An 18601-nucleotide genomic window follows, 5' to 3' on the forward strand; every position below is an offset into this window, starting at 1 on the left:
CCTCAGCCTGGTACCAGAGTGTCTTTATCCTGGTACAAGGACTACCTGGCAATGGGCTGAGCGCCCGGGCACCCTGGGGGCATGACGGTCATGACGGCGTACGCGACCACCGAACCGGACGTCCGACGGCACGAGCTCGCCGCGTTCCTGCGCAGCCGGCGCGAGCGGATCAGCCCCGAGCAGGTCGGGCTGCCGCGCGGCCGCCGCCGCCGTACGCCGGGGCTGCGCCGCGAGGAGGTCGCCCAGCTGTCCGCCGTCGGCGTCACCTGGTACACGTGGCTGGAGCAGGCCCGGCCGATCCAGGTCTCCCCGCAGGTCCTGGACGCGCTCGCCGCCGCGCTGCTGCTCGACCCCACCGAACGGACCCACCTCTTCGCGCTCGCCGGGCAGAGCGACCCGCACCCCGAGACGCCCTGCCCGACGGTCACGCCCGCGCTCCGGCAGCTCCTCGACCAGTTGGAGCCGGTCCCGGCCGCCGTCCAGAACAGCCGCTACGACTTCCTCGCCCACAACCGCACCTTCGGGCGCCTCTTCTGCGACCTGGACGCCCTGCCCCGCGAGGACCGCAACAGCCTCTGGCTGGCCTTCACGAACGAGGAGTTCCGCGCCGCCGTCACCGACCTGCCCGAGGTGCTGCGCTCCCTGGCCGGCAAGCTGCGCGCCGCCATGGCCGAGCACCTCGCCGAACCCGCCTGGAAGGCGTTGCTGCACCGGCTGCAGGACGCGTCGCCGGAGTTCCGCGAGATCTGGGCCCGGCACGACGTCGTCGACCAGGCCAGCCGGACGAAGGTCATCCGCAACACCCGGGTCGGGCTGCTCCGCCTCGAACACACCAACCTCTGGCTCGGCCCCCAGTCCGGACCGCGCCTGGTGACGTACGTGCCGGTGGACGAGGCCTCGCGGGCGGGCATCGAACGGCTCCAGGCGCTGGTCCTGGCCGAGCAGGCGGCGGAGGAGACGGAGGCGGAAGGGGCCCGTCGCGGCGGCGCCTCGGCCGACCCCCGGGCCGGAGCCGCCCCGACGCCCGCTCAGGAGGACGGGGCCCTGGCCGCCGCCTGAAGTCCGTCCGCCCCCTCCAGGAGGCGCGCCGTGCGCTCCGCCGTGCGGCGCGCCCACGCGCCGCTGGTGAGCGCACCGGCGAGCAGCACGCACAGGCCGCACCCCGTGATGATCCAGTAGACCGGCCCGCTCGCGTCGACGAAGCCCTCCGGGTGTCCGGCCCCGCCCGCGCCGTACGCGGTCGAGCCCATCCCCGCCGTCAGGACCGCGCCCGCCACCGCGACCCCGAGGGTCTGGCCGATCTGGCGGCTGGTGGAGGCCACGGCGGCGGCCACCCCGGCCTGGGCGCGGGGCATCCCCGACACCGCCGTGTTGGTGATCGGCGCGTTCACCAGGCCGAAGCCGATGCCGAAGACCACGTACCCGGTGAGGAGCAGCGGCGTGCTGGTCTCCGCCTGGAAGGCGGCGAGGAGCAGCGGTCCGGCCGCCATCGCCGTGCCCGCGAGCAGCAGCGAGGGCCGCGGGCCGCGCGTCCCCACCAGGCGGCCCGAGAGCGGCGCGAAGACGAAGGTCATCGCCGCCATCGGCAGCATGAAGAGCCCCGCGTGCAGGGCGGACAGGCCACGGACGTCCTGGAGGTAGAGGGTGTTCAGGAACAGGAAACCGCCCAGCGCGGCGAAGGCGCAGACCGCGATCACCGTCGCCCCGCTGAACGGCGCGCTGCGGAAGAACCGCAGGTCGATCAGCGGCTCCCGGCGCCTCGGCTCGTAGAGCAGGAGGCCGGCCAGGGCGAGCGCCGCGACCCCTGCGAACAGCACGCTGGACTCGATGATCGCGTACGTCAGGGAGCCGAGCAGCGCCGCCACCAGGACCTGGCCCACCGGGTCGGGGCGCCGGGGGCGGGGCGCGCGGGACTCGGGGACGTAGCGCAGCGTGAGGAGCAGGGCGACGAGACCGACCGGGAGGTTCACCCAGAAGATCGCGCGCCAGCCGACCGACTCGACGAGGAGGCCTCCCACCAGCGGGCCCGCGGCCATGGAGACGCCGACGACCCCGCCCCAGACGCCGATGGCCCGCGCGCGTGCCGCCGGTTCGGTGAAGGTGTTGGTGATGATCGACATGGCGACCGGGTTCAGCATCGAACCGCCCACCGCCTGCACCATCCGGAAGGCGACCAGCGTCTCCAGGCTGGGCGCGAGGGAGCAGAGCAGCGAGCCGAGCGCGAAGAGGACGAGTCCCGTGGTGAAGACCCGGCGGCGGCCGATCCGGTCGGCGGTGGAGCCCGCGAGCATGAGCAGCGAGGCCAGCACCAGGGTGTAGGCGTCGATGGTCCACTGCAGACCGGCGACGGAGGCGTCCAGCTCGCGCCGCATGGAGGGCAGGGCGACGTTGAGCGCGGTGTTGTCCAGGCTGACGATCAGCAGGCTCATGCAGCAGACCGCGAGGACGATCCGTTGCCTGCCGTGGGTGAGCTGGGCCTTCGTGACCTCGGACATAGCCGGATAGTACGGCTGTCTAAAGACTTGCGCAGTGCGCGACAATGGGCGAATGACCGCGTTCTCCCCCCTCGCCATCGGCCCGCACATCGTGGAGCCGCCGGTGGTGCTCGCGCCGATGGCCGGCATCACCAACGCTCCCTTCCGCACCCTCTGCCGTGAGTTCTCCGGAGGGAAGGGGCTGTTCGTCAGCGAGATGATCACGACGCGGGCCCTGGTCGAGCGCAACGAGAAGACGATGCAGCTCATCCGCTTCGACGAGACCGAGAAGCCGCGGTCCATCCAGCTGTACGGCGTGGACCCGATCACCGTCGGCAAGGCCGTGCGGATGATCGTCGACGAGGACCTCGCCGACCACATCGACCTGAACTTCGGCTGCCCCGTCCCCAAGGTCACCCGCAAGGGCGGCGGCTCCGCCCTCCCGTACAAGCGGCCGCTGCTGCGGGCGATCCTGCACGAGGCCGTGACCAACGCGGGCGACCTGCCGGTCACGATGAAGATGCGCAAGGGCATCGACGACGACCACATCACCTACCTCGACGCCGGCCGGATCGCCGTCGAGGAGGGCGTCACCGCCATCGCGCTGCACGGCCGGACGGCCGCCCAGCACTACGGCGGCACCGCCGACTGGGACGCGATCGCACGCCTCAAGGAGCACGTGCCGGAGATCCCGGTGCTCGGCAACGGCGACATCTGGTCGGCGGACGACGCGCTGCGGATGATGCGCGAGACCGGCTGCGACGGCGTCGTCGTGGGCCGTGGCTGCCTCGGCCGCCCCTGGCTCTTCGGCGACCTCGTGGCGGGCTTCGAGGGGACGGGCACCTACGCGCAGCCCTCGCTCCGCGTGGTCGCGGACGCGATGGTCCGGCACGCCCGCCTGCTCGGCGAGTGGCTGGACGACGAGGCGCGCGGCGTCATCGACTTCCGCAAGCACGTGGCCTGGTACCTCAAGGGCTTCTCGGTCGGTTCCGAGATGCGCAAGAGGCTCGCCATCACCTCCTCCCTGGACGAGCTGCGCTCCGGCCTCGACGAGCTCGACCTGGACCAGCCCTGGCCGGTCGGCGCGGACGGCCCCCGTGGCCGCACGTCCGGGAACAACCGGGTCGTCCTGCCGGACGGCTGGCTGAAGGACCCGTACGACTGCGCCGGTGTGAGCGAGGACGCGGAACTGGACACATCGGGCGGCTGAGCCCGACCTGAGCCCGACCTGAGCCCCCGGCCGCCGACCCGGCGCCGGGGGCGACGTGTTCCACGGGCCGCCGGTGCCGCACGCGGGGTCGGGCGAGCGCCGCGGCGGCCGCTACGGCGCGCCCGGTGCGACGGGCTCCGCTGACGCTTCTTGAACACGGGCTGCGCGTTCCGGACGGGGACGGCGCCCCCACCGCACGACTTCGGCCCGCCCAAGGCGTGTACGCGCCGCCTTCCGGCCGATCCGCCCGCGGGACGGCTCGCCCGTGGGCCCCATGGGGAGGCTGCCGAAGCCCTCGCGGGCGCGGCCCGCTCACGTGAGCGGGCCCCGGGCGCCGCGCACGAGCTCACAGCGGGGTCCTTCCCAGGGCCTCGCCGAGGCCCTCACCGCGCCACCGGTGCCAGGACGGAGGTGCACTCGCCGTGGCACCGGGTGCACGAGATCGCCGTGCAGACGCTGGGTGACCAGCGCGAATGCGCCACTGCTCCCCGTGCGGGGGCGGAACGGCTCGCGGATGGTCCGGATCGTGGGAATCGTGCCGCCGAAGCGGAGTGATTCTCGCCACCCTTGATAGGGGTGGTGCTCAGATGAGCAGATTACGAGCTTGTCTCCCGCTTGAAGGATGGCACGGAGTGCCACCCGTTTTGTGTTCAAGAGTTGAACGCATATGCCAATTTGCGCGCTCATCTGAGCGCTCTAGGCCTATATTGAGTCAAACGAGCTTCGGGGCCTGAAAGCGGAAGCTACCCGTCAGTTACTTTCGATGTGCTGGCGGACGGGTGGTTAAGACCGGGTGACCGGCAGGCGTACCTCCCCAGACGCCTTCGATCTGGGTATGTTCCTCGCCGTCAGGGCAGCCAACCGAGTCGTCGAGGAGTCGAGACCCGTGTCGGAAAACAATGATCAGAAGTTCGTGTACGACTTCACCGAGGGCAACAAGGACCTGAAGGACCTGCTCGGTGGCAAGGGCGCGAACCTGGCCGAGATGACCAACCTCGGTCTCCCGGTTCCTCCCGGCTTCACGATCACGACCGAGGCGTGCAAGACGTACCTCGACAGCGGCTCCGAGCCGGCCGAGCTGCGCGACGAGGTCACCGCGCACCTCGACGCGCTCGAGCGGAAGATGGGCAAGAAGCTCGGCCAGGCCGACGACCCGCTGCTCGTCTCCGTCCGCTCCGGCGCCAAGTTCTCGATGCCGGGCATGATGGACACCGTCCTCAACATCGGCCTCTCCGACAAGTCCGTCGAGGGCCTCGCCGCGCAGGCCGACAACGAGCGCTTCGCCTGGGACTCGTACCGCCGCCTCATCCAGATGTTCGGCAAGACCGTCCTCGGCGTGGACGGCGAGCTCTTCGAGGACGCCCTCGACGAGGCCAAGGCCGCCAAGAAGGTCACGAGCGACACCGACCTCGACGCCGCCGACCTGAAGAAGCTCGTCAAGCAGTTCAAGAAGATCGTCAAGAGCGCGACCGGCCGCGACTTCCCGCAGGACCCGCGCGAGCAGATGGATCTGGCCATCAAGGCCGTCTTCGACTCCTGGAACGGCGAGCGCGCGAAGCTGTACCGCCGCCAGGAGCGCATCCCGCACGACCTCGGCACCGCCGTCAACGTCTGCTCCATGGTCTTCGGCAACCTGGGCCCGGACTCCGGCACCGGCGTCGCCTTCACCCGCGACCCCGCCTCCGGCCACCAGGGCGTCTACGGCGACTACCTGCAGAACGCGCAGGGCGAGGACGTCGTCGCCGGTATCCGCAACACCGTGCCGCTCGCCGAGCTCGAGTCGATCGACAAGAAGTCGTACGACCAGCTCATGCAGATCATGGAGACGCTGGAGACCCACTACAAGGATCTCTGCGACATCGAGTTCACCATCGAGCGCGGCCAGCTGTGGATGCTGCAGACCCGCATCGGCAAGCGCACCGCCGGTGCCGCCTTCCGCATCGCCACCCAGCTCGTGGACCAGGGCCTCATCGACGAGGCCGAGGCGCTGCAGCGCGTCAACGGCGCCCAGCTCGCCCAGCTGATGTTCCCGAAGTTCGACGAGAACGCGAAGGTCGAGCAGCTCGGCCGCGGCATCGCCGCCTCTCCGGGCGCCGCCGTCGGCAAGGCCGTCTTCGACTCGTACACGGCCGTCAAGTGGTCGCGCTCCGGCGAGAAGGTCATCCTGATCCGCCGTGAGACCAACCCGGACGACCTGGACGGCATGATCGCCGCCGAGGGCATCCTCACCTCGCGCGGCGGCAAGACCTCGCACGCCGCCGTCGTCGCCCGCGGCATGGGCAAGACCTGTGTCTGCGGCGCCGAGGAGCTCGAGGTCGACACCAAGCGCCGCCGGATGACCACCGCCTCCGGCGTGGTGATCGAGGAGGGCGACGTCGTCTCCATCGACGGCTCCACCGGCAAGGTCTACGTCGGCGAGGTGCCCGTCGTACCGTCCCCGGTCGTCGAGTACTTCGAGGGCCGCATGCACGCCGGCGCCGACGACGCCGACGAGCTGGTCCAGGCCGTGCACCGGATCATGGCCTACGCCGACCGCGTCCGCCGCCTGCGGGTCCGCGCCAACGCCGACAACGCCGAGGACGCCTCCCGCGCCCGCCGCTTCGGCGCGCAGGGCATCGGCCTGTGCCGCACCGAGCACATGTTCCTCGGTGAGCGCCGCCAGTACGTCGAGCGCCTGATCCTCGCCGACACCGACGAGGAGCGCGAGGAGTCGCTGAAGGCCCTCCTCCCGCTGCAGAAGCAGGACTTCGTCGAGCTCTTCGAGGCGATGGACGGCCTGCCGGTCACCGTGCGCCTGCTCGACCCGCCGCTGCACGAGTTCCTGCCCGACATCACCGAGCTGTCGGTGCGCGTCGCCCTCGCCGAGGCCCGCAAGGAGCCGCACGAGAACGACCTGCGCCTGCTCCAGGCCGTGCACCGGCTGCACGAGCAGAACCCGATGCTGGGTCTGCGCGGTGTCCGCCTCGGCCTGGTCATCCCCGGCCTGTTCACCATGCAGGTCCGCGCCATCGCCGAGGCCGCCGCCCAGCGGATCGACGCCAAGGGCGACCCGCGCGCCGAGATCATGATCCCGCTCGTCGGCACCGTCCAGGAGCTGGAGCTGGTCCGCGAGGAGGCCGAGGCGGTCATCGCCGAGGTCGTGGCGCAGACCGGTGTGGAGCTGAAGCTGGCCCTGGGCACCATGATCGAGCTGCCGCGCGCCGCCGTGACCGCCGGTCAGATCGCCGAGGCCGCCGAGTTCTTCTCCTTCGGCACCAACGACCTGACCCAGACGGTCTGGGGCTTCTCCCGCGACGACGTGGAGGCCAGCTTCTTCACCGCGTACCTGGAGAAGGGCATCTTCGGCGTCAGTCCCTTCGAGACCATCGACAAGGACGGCGTGGGCGCCCTGGTCCGCCAGGCCGTCGAGGCCGGCCGGGCCACCCGCCCGGACATCAAGCTCGGTGTCTGCGGCGAGCACGGCGGTGACCCGGAGTCGGTGCACTTCTTCCACGAGGTGGGTCTCGACTACGTCTCCTGCTCGCCGTTCCGGATCCCGGTGGCGCGCCTGGAGGCCGGCCGCGCGGCGGCCGAGTCGAAGGGCAGCGACAGCCGCTGACCCACCGCCGGCGACGCCGCTGACTGTCGGTTCAGTAGCGAAGTCGTGCGAAGACCACCGGAGCCGTCGCTCGTCCCCGACCCTCAAACCGATGGGCGGCGGCTCCGGTTTCCAGAAGAGACGGGGCGGACACCTTGTGCGGAGGTGTCCGCCCCGTCGTATTTCGTCCGGGCCGACCGTTGCATGATCGTTGGGGAAATGTGAGTTCCTGTTCAACTCCCCAGGCATTGTGTGCGTTGAATTATTGGGCGTTGAACTTTCCGCGCTTTCGCAAAGAATGAGACGGGCGCGACCCCCGGATCCCCACCCGGAGGCCGCGCCCATTGGGTTCGTCGGGCGGGTGAGCCGCAACCCTCGCCGACCGCCGCCGGACGCGCCAAAGCCCCCCACGGTCTTCGCCGCGTCACCTCGGTCCTGAAGGTTTCCCGTCCGACACGCACAGCTTTTCGGTTCCCGGCCGTTCGCCGCGAGGCTTTTCAAGTGTGGCTGAAACACCCTGGTAACGTGCAGTGATGCTGTGCATACTCGTCGTCGGGGGTGGTTGCGAGTGCACAGGTGGGGGTTCGGCATATGCTGCGGATTCATTTCACCGGAAACGACTTGGCCGGGGTGCGCATGGCTGCCCGGCCGGACGTTCTGTGGGAAACGATTCTCAGTTTTCACCGTTTAAGGGACCGGCGCGGCTCCGTCGTCTACGGAGAATGGCGCTCCGAGGCGCGCAGGCGCCTGGGGGCCGAGACCCGGCTGCTGGGCGCGCTCGTGCCGAGCCGCGGCTATTTCCCCGACTTCCTCACCCCGCCCCAGGGCATCCTCGGGCTGGACGAGGGACTGGACGCGGTCGGGGCCACGCCGCCCGGCCGGCTGCACACCGAACTGGCCCTGATCGGCGCCGCACGCGCCGGGCACCCCGCGGTCCCGACCGCGCTGCGGACCCTCGCCGACGGCGGCAGCAAGCCGCTCGGCCGGCTCCTCTCGGCCCTGCGCAGCTACCACCGGGCGGCCGTCGAGCCGTACTGGACCCACATCCAGGCCCGGGTCGAGGCCGACCGGGCGCGCCGCGGGCGCGCCCTGCTCGACGGGGGCGCGGACGAACTCCTCGCCTCCCTGCCGACGATGCTCCGCTGGCGCAGCCCCGTCCTGGAGGCCGACTACCCGGTGGACCGGGACGTCCACCTCGACGGGCGCGGGCTGCTGCTGCAGCCGTCCTGGTTCTGCCGCGGCACCGCAGTCGTGCTGCGCGACCCCGAACTGCCGCCGGTGCTCGTCTACCCGATCACCCACTGCGAGCCGCCGACCCTGCGTTCCCCGGGTCTGCCCTCGCTGGCCAAGCTCGTCGGGCACACCCGCTCCGCGGTCCTCAGCGCCATCGGCGACGGCGGGACCACGAGCGAGCTGGCCCGCAGGGCAGGGGTGTCCCTGGCCTCCGCGAGCCAGCACGCCGGCGTGCTGCGCGAGGCCGGCCTGGTCGCCACGCTGCGGCACGGCAACGCGGTCCTGCACACGCTGACGCCGTTGGGCGCCGCCCTCCTGGGAGGCGGCGGCGCCCACGGCCGGACGGGTACCCGGTGCTACGCGCGGAACGGGCCGGTCACCTCGTAGGTGATGCCGCCGGAGGAGCTGCCGGAGGTGCCGCGCTGGCTCGAGAAGTACAGCCGGGTGCCGTCGGGGGAGAAGGCCGGTCCGGTGATCTCGGATCCGGACTGGCCGGTGATCCGCAGGAACGGCGCGACGACGTCGTCCGGCGTGATGATGCAGATCTCCATGTTGCCGCCGTCCTCGGCGACGAACAGGTCGCCCGAGGACGAGCCGGTGACGTTGTCGACCCCGGTCAGCGGCGCGCCGCCGCCGACCACCAGCGAGTCGTCGTAGGCCAGCTCGTACGTGCCGGCGGCCAGGTCGACCTGCCAGACCCGGTTGTCGCCCTTGGTGGTGAACCAGACGGTGTCGTTCGCGTAGTGGCAGCCCTCGCCGCCGTTGAAGCGCTTGGCGCCGGAGACCTGGTTGCGGGTGGTCGTCGGCGAACCGTCCGGGTCCGGGACGGTCTGCCAGGTGAAGGTGCCCGAGGTGGCGGTGCCGGCCTTGAGGACCTGGAGGGTGCCGGAGGAGAGGTTGCCCCAGGTGGTGGGCAGGAAGCGGTAGAAGCAGCCGTCCGTCTCGTCCTCGGTGAGGTAGATCGCCCGGCGCACCGGGTCGGCGGCGGCGGCCTCGTGCTTGAACCTGCCCAGGGCGTCACGGCGCACGGCCGCGTTCACGCCGTACGGGTCGGTCTCGTACACGTATCCGAGGCTGACCTCCTCGCAGGACAGCCAGGTGTTCCACGGGGTCCTGCCGCCGGCGCAGTTCTGCCGGGTGTTGGACAGGATCCGGTAGGCGCCGGTGATGGCGCCGGAGGAGTTGAACTTCACGGCGCTCGCGCCGCCGCCCGGGTTGATCTCCGAGTTGGACACGTAGATCCATCCCGTGCCGTCGGCGAAGCAGGCGCCGCCGTCCGGGGCGCTGTGCCAGGTGTACGAGGTGCCCGTGACCGTCTGCGAGGACCGGGCGATCACCCGGCTGCTGAAACCGGCGGGCAGCTGGATGCCGTTCGCGTCCGCCGGGCCCAGGGCCCCGTAGGGGCCGGCACCGGGCTGGGCGGGTGCGGCGAGCGCCGTCCCGCCCCAGAGGCTGCCGCCGAAGGCGGCGGCCGACGTACCGATGACCGCTCCCCGCAGGAAACTGCGTCGCTCCACGTCTCACTCCTGAACAGGTGTGAAGGGCCCGTCGCACCGGTCGGCGACGGGGTCGCGCGGTCCTGGAATCTAGGAGTCCGGAGTTGACCGGGCGTCAACGGACGGTGACGGGAGGACGGCGGACGGTGGACGGGGGCGGGGCGGCCGTGCCGTCGGCGCCGAACGGTCGGTTCCGGCCATCTCCTCGGTCCCGGCCGTCCCTTCCGGCCCGCGGATCTCGCCGGCCTCGGCCGCCTCCTCCGGCCCGGCGTCCCCTCCCTCCGGCCCGCCGGTCCCTCCGGCCCGCCGGTCCCTCCGGCCCGCCGGTCCCGCCGGCCCGGGCCCGCCTCCGATCCGGGCAGGGTGCGAGGTCCGGGACCACCTCGACAGCGGGCGGGAGGGGGCCCGGGACCTTCGGCACTGGGCGGGAGGGGGCCCCGTGCGCGACCCTGGGGGCATGTCCGCCACCCGTGCCCTTCGTGACATCGGCTCCCGTGCCGACCTCGACGTCCTGCTGAGGCGTTTCTACGGGGCGGCCTTCGCCGATCCGCTCATCGGGCCCTTCTTCACCGAGGTCGCCGGCACCGACCTGGAGGTCCACCTGCCGAGGATCGCCGACTTCTGGGAGCGGGCCCTCCTCCGCGGCGCCGAGTACCGGCGGGACGCCTTCGCGCCGCACGCCGCCCTGCACTCGGCGCGGCCCCTCACCGCCGCCCACTTCGGGCGCTGGACGCAGTTGTGGCGGGCCACCGTCGACGGGCTCCACGAGGGGCCGCTGGCCGAGCGCGCCAAGGCGCAGGGCGAGCGCATCGCCCTCTCCATGCTGCGGCGCCTCGCCGGGCGGGACGCGCCGACCGGGGCCCCCGAGGGCCAGGGCGGCTTCGTGCCGCTGGCGGCGCTCAGGCTGCGGTCCGCGGCCTGAGCGGAAAAGATTTCCGAGGAAAGTGCCGAGACGCCGATGAGTTCCGGCGGGCCCGCCCGTCATCACTCTCGAAAGCGCCGACACGGCTCCTACGGAAGAGAGAGTGACACCATGGCCCCGCAGATGATCTTCGTGAACCTGCCGGTGACGGACCTCGACGCCAGCAAGGCCTTCTACGAGCAGCTCGGCTACTCGATCAACCCGCAGTTCTCGGACGAGACCGCCGCGTGCGTGGTCATCAGCGACACGATCTTCGCGATGCTGCTCACCGAGGAGAAGTTCCGGAGCTTCACCGCCCCCGGCAAGGAGATCTCGGACGCCACCAAGAGCACCGAGGTGCTCATCACGCTGAGCGCCGAGAGCCGCGAGAAGGTCGACGAGCTCGCGGACAGGGCCCTGGCCGCCGGCGGCAGCCCGGCGAAGGAGCCGATGGACATGGGCTTCATGTACGGGCGCTCCTTCGCCGACCTGGACGGGCACCACTGGGAGGTCTTCTGGATGGACGTGGCCGCCGCCCAGGGCTGACCCCTCGCCCGCCGGAGAACGTCAGGCCGAGACGCCGCCGTCGATCACCAGGTCCGTGCCGACGGCGGAGCCGGCCGCGTCCGAGGCGAGGTAGAGCACCGCGGCCGCGATCTCGGCCGCCGAGGAGATCCGGCCGAGTGGGGACTCCTCCTTCATCCGCACCGCACGGTCGGCCTCCGTCTCGCCCGGCCGCAGCGACATCGAGGACTCCGAAGCGCCCGGGCTCACCGCGTTGATCCGGATCCCGTCGGCGACGTGGTCGAGGGCGGCGGCCCGCGTGATCGCCGAGACGGCCGCCTTGGAGACCTGGTAACCGAAGACGCCCGGGAAGCGCACGTGGGCGCCCAGGTTGGACGAGACGTTCACGATCGCCCCGCCACCGTGCGCGCGCATGTGGCCGACCTCGGCCTGGAGCGCGTGCAGGACGCCGGTGACGTTGACGTCGAGCAGCGTCTGCCAGTCCTCCAGGGGGAAGTCGCCGGCGAGGTGACCGCCGCGGAACACCCCGGCGTTGTTGACGGCGACGTCCAACCCGCCGAAGGCCGCGACCGTGTCCCGTACGAGACGGCGCATGTCGTCGGCGACGGCGACGTCGGCGGTGAACGCGCGGGCGGTGCCGCCCGCGGCCTCGATCAGTTCCACCGTCTCGTCGAGCGGGGCGGCGCCGCGGCCGGCGACGGCCACCGCGGCGCCTTCGGCGGCGAAGGCCAGCGCGATGGCCCGGCCGAGCCCGGAGCCGGCGCCGGTGACGAGGACGGTGCGGTCGGTGAATCGGGACATGACGAGTTCGACTCCTCTGGGATGAAGGATCACTTGGGACGGCGGATCAGGTGGGACGCGAGGCCGGGGCGGCCAGGGCGGCGAGTGCGGCCAGTGCGGCGAAGCCGAGGGCCGTCGCCGCGAGCGACGCGGCGTCCGTACCGAGGGTCAGCACCGCGGCGAGGACGACGGTGGGCCCCAGCTCCATCGCGGTGTTCAGGACCCCGCCCGCGAGCCCGCTCCGTTCGGGCGGCACTCCCTCGGTGGCGAGGACGCCCGCCCCGGCGAAGGACACGGCGGCCCCGGTCGCGAGCAGCAGCAGGCCGGGCAGCAGCCCGCACGCGTAGGGCGTGGCGGGGTCGAAGCCGGTCGCCGCGAGCAGCGCGAGGCCCGCGGCTCCCGCGCCCAGCCCGGCGGCGGTCGCCCGCCCCGCCCCGTGCCGCCGGATCAGCGGCCCCGCGGCCCGGCCCGCCACGAGCAGGGCCACGGCGAACGGAGCGAAGGCGCCCGACGTGAGCAGCGCCGACCAGCCGCGGTCGCGCTGGAGGCCGAGGGAGAGCAGGACGAACACTCCGGCGGTGCCGGAGGCGGTGAGCGAGACGGCGGCGAGTCCGAGCCCGCGGCGCCGGTCGCGCAGGAAGGCGGGCGGCAGCAGCGGGTCGGCGGCGCGCCTCTCGACCAGCGCGAACGCGCCGAGCAGGACGAGTCCCGCGAGCAGTGGGACCAGGACGGCGACGGAGCCCCAGGGGCGGGCGTCGGTCCGGACGAGTCCGTAACTGGCCAGGGTGATCCCGCCGGTGGCCAGCAGCGCCCCCGGCAGGTCGAGTCCACGCGCCGCCCGGCCGGTCGCGGGGGTGGCGGGAAGCAGGCGGGGGGCCAGGGCGAGGGCGGCGGTCGTGACGGCGACGGGGACGGCGAAGCTCCAACGCCAGGACGTGAAGGCCGAGACGACCCCGGAGAGCAGGTTGCCCGCGGTCGCGCCCAGGACGGAGAGCCCGCCCCAGGTGGCCATGGCCCGTCCGTACGCGGCGGGCGCCGGGTACAGCGTGCGCAGCACGCCCATCGCCGCCGGCGCGACGAGCGCGGCGCCCAGGCCCTGGCTGAACCGGGCGGCGAGCAGCGGGCCGTAGCCGGGGGCGAGCGGGGCGAGCGCGGAGGCGGCGCCGAAGACGAGCAGTCCCGCGGTCAGCGCCCGGCGCCCGCCGTAGCGGTCGGTGATCCGCCCGCCGAAGAGCAGCAGTCCGGCGAAGGTGAGCCCGTAGGCGGCGCTCAGCAGGAGCAGGTCGGCCCGGTCCAGGCCGAGTTCGTCGCCGATCCGGGGGAGCGGCACGGCGAGCGAGGCCAGCGTGAAGATCAGCGTCGTCTGGACGGCGCCGAGCAGGGCGAAGCCCGCGGCGGGGCGGCCGCGGGTGGTGCTGCCGGCGGCGGTCCCGGCTCCGGCGGCGGTGGCGGCCCGGCCGGCGGCGGTGGTCCTCGTGCGGACGGTGGCGGTCATGATCCCCCCATAATTGACCGATCGTTCTGTTATGTGGGCCGAGAAAAGGGCGCCCGAAGGCGCCCCTCGAAGGAGTCGTTCAGTCCAGCAGGGCCAGCGCCTGCTCCGCCGCGTCGCGCACGCGGGCCGGGTCGCTGGAGGCCTTGCCCACCACCCGCAGTCCCTGCATCAGGACGAGGAGCATCCGGGCGAGCGCCCGGGGGTCGCGGTCCGCGGGCAGTTCGCCCTGGGCCCCGGCCCGGCTGAGCGCGCTGTGCAGCAGGGTCTCCACCTGCTCCCAGCTGAGCTCCACCCGGCGTGCCACCGCGCCGTCGTGCGGGGCCAGTTCGGCCGCCGAGTTGGTGACCAGGCAACCGCTCTGGCGGATCCCGTCGGTCCCGGCCTCCGCCGCGAACCGGCGCACCAGCGCGCGCACGGCCGGCAGTGCCGGGCCCGGCGCGGACAGCTCCGCCATGATCCGGGGGTCGCGGGTCTCCAGGTAGCGGTCCATCGCCTTCATGTACAGCTCGTGCTTGCTGCCGAAGGTCGCGTAGATGCTGGCCCGGCCGATGCCGAGGTGCTCGACGAGGTCCGCCATCGACGTCGCCTCGTAGCCGCGCGCCCAGAACAGCTCGAGAGCGGACTGGAGCGCGGCGTCGGGATCGAATTCCTTGGTCCTGGCCACGAGACGACCGTACGTCTTTCAAGAACGATCGGTCAAGATGAATGTTCGGGCCGTCGCAGCCCCTACACCGTCCGCACCGGATACACCGCCACCGTCACCTCGTCGTCGTCCAGGCACCGCCCCGTCTCCAGGTCGAAGCGCTGCTTCAGGAGCGGTGAGGCCACGAACGCCCGCCCGCCCGCCGAGCCGAGCAGCCCCCGGGAGAGCACCTGCGCCCCCGTGAACGGGTCGCGGTTGTCGATCGCGTACGTCCGGCCCGAGCGGTCCTTGAAGACCGCGGCCTGCCGCCCGTCCGGCAGCAGGGCCGCCAGGCCCCGGCCCGGGGTGAGGCGCGCGTCCTCGCAGACCGTCATCCAGGCGTCTTCGGCGGGGGAGAGTTCGAGGGTCGTCATCGGGAGGAGACTCCTTCCAGGGGCTTCGGGGTGCCGATCGTGAGGATCTGGAGGTCCGGCTTGATCTGGTCGCGCTCCGGAACGAACCGCACCGACGGGTCCGGCGTCTCCGGCGCGTTGACGAAGGACACGAAGCGGCGCAGCCGGTCCGGGTCGTCCAGGGTCTCGGCCCACTCGTCCTTGTAGTCGGCGACGTGCGCCGCCATCAGCGCCTCCAGCTCGTCGCACAGGCCGAGCGAGTCGTGCACCACCACGTCCCGCAGGTGGTCGAGGCCGCCCTCCAGGCGCTCCAGCCACACCGAGGTGCGCTCCAGGCGGTCACCGGTGCGGATGTAGAACATCAGGAACCGGTCGATCAGGCGCACCAGTTCGGCGTCCGACAGGTCCTGGGCGAGCAGGTCGGCGTGGCGCGGGGTCGCGCCGCCGTTGCCGCCGACGTACAGGTTCCAGCCGTTGGCCGTCGCGATGACGCCGAAGTCCTTCGACTGGGCCTCCGCGCACTCGCGGGCGCAGCCCGAGACGGCCGACTTCAGCTTGTGCGGGGCGCGCAGGCCGCGGTAGCGCAGCTCCAGCTGGATCGCCATGCGCACGGAGTCCTGCACGCCGTAGCGGCACCAGGTCTGGCCCACGCAGGACTTCACCGTGCGCAGCGCCTTGCCGTACGCGTGCCCCGACTCGAAGCCGGCGTCGACGAGCCGGGTCCAGATCGAGGGCAGCTGGTCCACGCGCGCGCCGAAGAGGTCGATCCGCTGGCCGCCGGTGATCTTCGTGTAGAGGCCGAAGTCGCGGGCCACCTCGCCGATCACGATCAGTTTCTCGGGGGTGATCTCGCCGCCCGGGATGCGCGGCACCACCGAGTAGGAGCCGTTGCGCTGGAGGTTGGCCAGGTGGTGGTCGTTGGTGTCCTGCAGCGCGGCCTGCTCGCCGTCCAGGATGTAGCCGTTGTTGAGCGAGGCGAGGACGGAACCGACGGTCGGCTTGCAGACCTCGCAGCCGTCCCCGCCCTTCGCCTCCTCCCGCCCGTGCGAGTCGAGCAGCGCCGCGAAGGAGGTCACCCGCAGGGTGCGGGCGATCTCGTAGAGCTCGCTGCGGGTGTACGAGAAGCAGCCGCAGAGTCCTTTGTCGGTGGCCGCCGGCAGCAGCTTCTCGATCACCTTCACACAGCTGCCGCAGCCCGTGCCGGCCTTGGTGCACTTCTTCACCTCGGGCAGCGAGGTGCACTGACCGATCGCGTGCTTCGTGACGTTGTGGCAGGAGCAGATCACCGCGTCGTCCGGCAGCGCGGACGGGCCGAGCGCGACCGGCGCGCCCACGCCCGCCGGGAGCACCAGCTGCTCGGGCGAGACCGGCGGCTTCGACCCGGTCAGCGGGCGCAGCAGACCGTAGGACTCGGCGTCGCCGACCAGGACGCCGCCGAGCAGGGTGCCCTCGCCGTCGACGACCAGCTTCTTGTAGATCCCGGAGCGCGAGTCGGAGTAGACGACGTCCAGGCAGCCCTCGGCGGTGCCGTGCGCGTCTCCGAAGGAGGCGACGTCCACGCCGAGCAGCTTCAGCTTGGTCGACAGGTCGGCGCCGGTGAAGCCCTCGGTGCTCTCCTCGGCGATCGCCGCCGCCGCCGTGTGCGCCATCTCGTAGCCCGGCGCCACCAGGCCGTAGACCCGGCCGTCGGAGGCGAGCGCGCACTCACCGATCGCGAACACCGCCGGGTCGGAGGTCCGGCACAGCTCGTCCACGGCGATGCCGCCGCGCTCGCCGACGTCCAGGCCGCAGTCGCGGGCCAGCTGGTCGCGGGGGCGGACGCCCGCCGAGAACACCACCATCTCCGTGGCCAGTTCGGAGCCGTCCGACAGGCGCATGCCGGTGACCGCCCCGTCCTCGGTGACGATCTCCTGGGTGCCCGTGCCGGTGTGGACGGTCAGGCCCATCTGCTCGATCGTGCGCAGCAGGGCCGCGCCGCCGCCCTCGTCGACCTGCACCGGCATCAGCCGGGGCGCGAACTCCACGATGTGCGTGTCGAGCCCGAGGCCCTTGAGCGCGCCGGCCGCCTCCAGGCCCAGCAGGCCGCCGCCGACCACCGCGCCGGTCGTCCGGCCCTTCGCGTACTCCTCGATCGCGAGCAGGTCCTCGATCGTCCGGTAGACGAAGCAGCCGTGAGCGTCCTTGCCGGGCACCGGCGGCACGAAGGGGAACGAGCCGGTGGCGAGGACGAGCGTGTCGTAGCCGAAGACCTGCCCCGACCGTGCGGTGACGGTGCGGGCCGTCCGGTCGACGGCGACCGCCGGGTCGTCGGTGTACAGCTCGATGCCGTGCCGCTCCATGAAGCCGTCCTCGACCATGGAGAGGTCGTCGGGGGTCTTCCCGGAGAAGTACGAGGTCAGCTGGACGCGGTCGTAGGCGGGGCGGGGCTCCTCGCAGAGCACCACGATCCGGGCCCGCGCGGTGACGCCCCGGTCCGCGAGCGCCTCCAGGAACCGCTGGCCGACCATGCCGTGGCCGACCAGGACGATGGTGGGGGTGGGCGGGGTCGTCATGTCAGGAGCCTCCGTCGTGGGTGAGCAGGTGAAGCAGAGGGGCGTCGGGCAGGGCCTCGTCGCCCTCCCAGGCCCGGGCGAGCGTGCCGACCGCGGCGAGATCGCCGAGGAGCACGCCGCCGACGAGCCGGTCGCCACGGACGACGACCTTCCGGTAGGCCCGCCGCGTCGCGTCCGTGAGCTGCACGACGTCGTCGCCCGGGGCGGGTGTGGTCTCGCCGAACGCCGCCAGGTCCAGCGACTCGGGGCCGCCGAGCGTGAGCCGGGTGAGCGCGCGGGTGCCCGTGTAGCGGGGGCGGTCCCCGGGGGCGTCGCCGGCCCGCTCGGCGAGGAGCAGGTCCGCCAGGGCGTCGGCCTGGTCGAGCGCGGGACCGGCCAGGCCGTACACCCGCCCGTCGTGCTCGGCGCAGTCGCCGATCGCGTGGACGTACGGGTCCGAGGTGCGCAGTTCGTCGTCCACCACGACGCCGGTGCGGATGTCGAGACCGGCCTCGCGGGCCAGCGCCACGCGCGGGCGGACCCCGCAGGCGAGGACGACGACCTGCGCGTCGAGGATGAAGCCGTCGGCGAGCTCGACCGCGGTGACCGCGCCGTCCCGCTGCCGCAGACCGCTCACCCGGCACTCGGTGTGCACCTCGACGCCGAGCTCCTCCATGTGGGTGCGGAGCAGGGCCGAGGAGTGCTCGTCCAGCTGGCGCTCCATGAGGCGCTCGCCCTGCTGGGTGAGCATCACCTCGGCGCCGAGCGCCGCGAGCGCCCGGGCCGCCGAGACGCCGAGCAGCCCGCCGCCGATGACGACCGCCCGCACCCCGGGCCGTACCAGCTCCCGCAGCGCCAGGCAGTCGTCGAGCGTGCGGAAGGGGTGCACCCCGGAGGGGAGTTCCGCCCCGCGCAGTCCGCGCAGCGGCGGCAGCACCGGCGCCGAACCGGTCGCGAGGACCAGCCGGTCGTACGGCACCCGGGACCCGTCCGCGCACTCCACCGTGCGGGCCGCGCGGTCGATCCGCACCGCCCGCGCGCCGAGCCGGGCCGGTTCGCGCGCCTCGGGCAGCGCGATCACCTCGGGGCCGTAGCGGCCGGCGAGGACGTCCGCGAGCAGCAGGCGGTTGTACGGCGCGTGCGGCTCCTCGCCGAGGAGGGTGACCGGCAGGCGCTGGGCGAGCCGGGCGCCCGCCGTTCCGCCCCCGACCACCACGATCCGTGTACTCATACCCGGAAGCGTGCGCGGTGGGTGTTTCCCGACGGGATCCCGGCTGTTTCCCGTTCGGAACGCTGACCTCACCACGGGCCCGCCGCGCTGTGAGGCTTAACCGGCCGTGAGCC

At 72.6% G+C, this 18601-nt stretch carries 14 protein-coding genes; 6 read left to right on the plus strand and 8 right to left on the minus strand.

Annotated elements, in window-relative coordinates; genetic code table 11:
- The first annotated feature begins 81 nt into the window (after positions 1 to 81).
- Positions 82 to 1059, plus strand: a complete 978-nt coding sequence (locus tag AB0M16_RS12750; protein WP_365341878.1) for a helix-turn-helix domain-containing protein — start codon at positions 82 to 84, stop codon at positions 1057 to 1059.
- Here the strand turns inward: AB0M16_RS12750 and AB0M16_RS12755 are convergent.
- The gene (locus tag AB0M16_RS12755; RefSeq protein WP_365341880.1) at positions 1029 to 2495 is read right to left on the minus strand and encodes an MFS transporter; all 1467 of its coding nucleotides are present in this window, start codon (positions 2493 to 2495) and stop codon (positions 1029 to 1031) included. The genes AB0M16_RS12750 and AB0M16_RS12755 overlap by 31 nt on opposite strands.
- A gap of 52 nt (positions 2496 to 2547) precedes the next feature.
- Here AB0M16_RS12755 and dusB point away from each other — a divergent pair, with 52 nt between their 5' ends.
- The 3 genes from dusB (at position 2548) to AB0M16_RS12770 (ending at position 8881) form a co-directional block, all read left to right on the plus strand.
- Positions 2548 to 3684, plus strand: a complete 1137-nt coding sequence (gene dusB, locus AB0M16_RS12760) for a tRNA dihydrouridine synthase DusB (protein WP_365341882.1) — start codon at positions 2548 to 2550, stop codon at positions 3682 to 3684.
- A gap of 886 nt (positions 3685 to 4570) precedes the next feature.
- On the plus strand, positions 4571 to 7282 hold the full coding sequence (gene ppdK / locus AB0M16_RS12765; RefSeq protein WP_365341884.1) for a pyruvate, phosphate dikinase: 2712 nt from the start codon (positions 4571 to 4573) through the stop codon (positions 7280 to 7282).
- A gap of 570 nt (positions 7283 to 7852) precedes the next feature.
- On the plus strand, positions 7853 to 8881 hold the full coding sequence (locus AB0M16_RS12770) for a winged helix-turn-helix domain-containing protein (protein ID WP_365341886.1): 1029 nt from the start codon (positions 7853 to 7855) through the stop codon (positions 8879 to 8881).
- Here the strand turns inward: AB0M16_RS12770 and AB0M16_RS12775 are convergent.
- The gene (locus AB0M16_RS12775) at positions 8851 to 10011 is read right to left on the minus strand and encodes an alkaline phosphatase PhoX (protein ID WP_365341888.1); all 1161 of its coding nucleotides are present in this window, start codon (positions 10009 to 10011) and stop codon (positions 8851 to 8853) included. The two genes, AB0M16_RS12770 and AB0M16_RS12775, sit on opposite strands and share 31 nt — an antisense overlap.
- Positions 10012 to 10447: 436 nt before the next feature.
- Between AB0M16_RS12775 and AB0M16_RS12780 the strand changes: the two genes are divergently transcribed.
- Positions 10448 to 10912 (plus strand): group III truncated hemoglobin, encoded by a 465-nt coding sequence (locus AB0M16_RS12780; RefSeq protein WP_365341890.1) that lies wholly within the window; start codon positions 10448 to 10450, stop codon positions 10910 to 10912.
- 111 nt (positions 10913 to 11023) lie between these two features.
- Positions 11024 to 11437 carry a VOC family protein gene (locus AB0M16_RS12785; RefSeq protein WP_365341892.1) on the plus strand — a complete coding sequence of 138 codons (414 nt, stop codon included), beginning with the start codon at positions 11024 to 11026 and terminating at the stop codon, positions 11435 to 11437.
- A 21-nt stretch (positions 11438 to 11458) separates the two neighbouring features.
- On the opposite strand, the gene AB0M16_RS12790 is transcribed toward AB0M16_RS12785, so the two are convergent.
- From AB0M16_RS12790 to AB0M16_RS12815, 6 genes are all read right to left on the minus strand, one after another.
- Positions 11459 to 12217, minus strand: a complete 759-nt coding sequence (locus AB0M16_RS12790) for an SDR family oxidoreductase (protein WP_365341894.1) — start codon at positions 12215 to 12217, stop codon at positions 11459 to 11461.
- A gap of 46 nt (positions 12218 to 12263) precedes the next feature.
- On the minus strand, positions 12264 to 13691 hold the full coding sequence (locus tag AB0M16_RS12795) for an MFS transporter (RefSeq protein WP_365341896.1): 1428 nt from the start codon (positions 13689 to 13691) through the stop codon (positions 12264 to 12266).
- A gap of 79 nt (positions 13692 to 13770) precedes the next feature.
- Positions 13771 to 14355, minus strand: coding sequence for a TetR family transcriptional regulator (locus tag AB0M16_RS12800; protein WP_365341898.1), 585 nt, complete (start codon positions 14353 to 14355; stop codon positions 13771 to 13773).
- A gap of 62 nt (positions 14356 to 14417) precedes the next feature.
- Positions 14418 to 14747 carry a nitrite reductase small subunit NirD gene (gene nirD / locus AB0M16_RS12805; RefSeq protein ID WP_365341900.1) on the minus strand — a complete coding sequence of 110 codons (330 nt, stop codon included), beginning with the start codon at positions 14745 to 14747 and terminating at the stop codon, positions 14418 to 14420.
- Positions 14744 to 17278, minus strand: a complete 2535-nt coding sequence (nirB, locus tag AB0M16_RS12810) for a nitrite reductase large subunit NirB (RefSeq protein WP_365341902.1) — start codon at positions 17276 to 17278, stop codon at positions 14744 to 14746. Before nirB ends, nirD begins: the two co-directional genes overlap by 4 nt.
- A gap of 1 nt (position 17279) precedes the next feature.
- On the minus strand, positions 17280 to 18488 hold the full coding sequence (locus tag AB0M16_RS12815; protein WP_365341904.1) for an FAD-dependent oxidoreductase: 1209 nt from the start codon (positions 18486 to 18488) through the stop codon (positions 17280 to 17282).
- Positions 18489 to 18601: the final 113 nt, after the last annotated feature.

Source organism: Streptomyces sp. NPDC051921, assembly GCF_040680975.1.
In the GTDB taxonomy this organism is placed as follows: domain Bacteria; phylum Actinomycetota; class Actinomycetes; order Streptomycetales; family Streptomycetaceae; genus Streptomyces.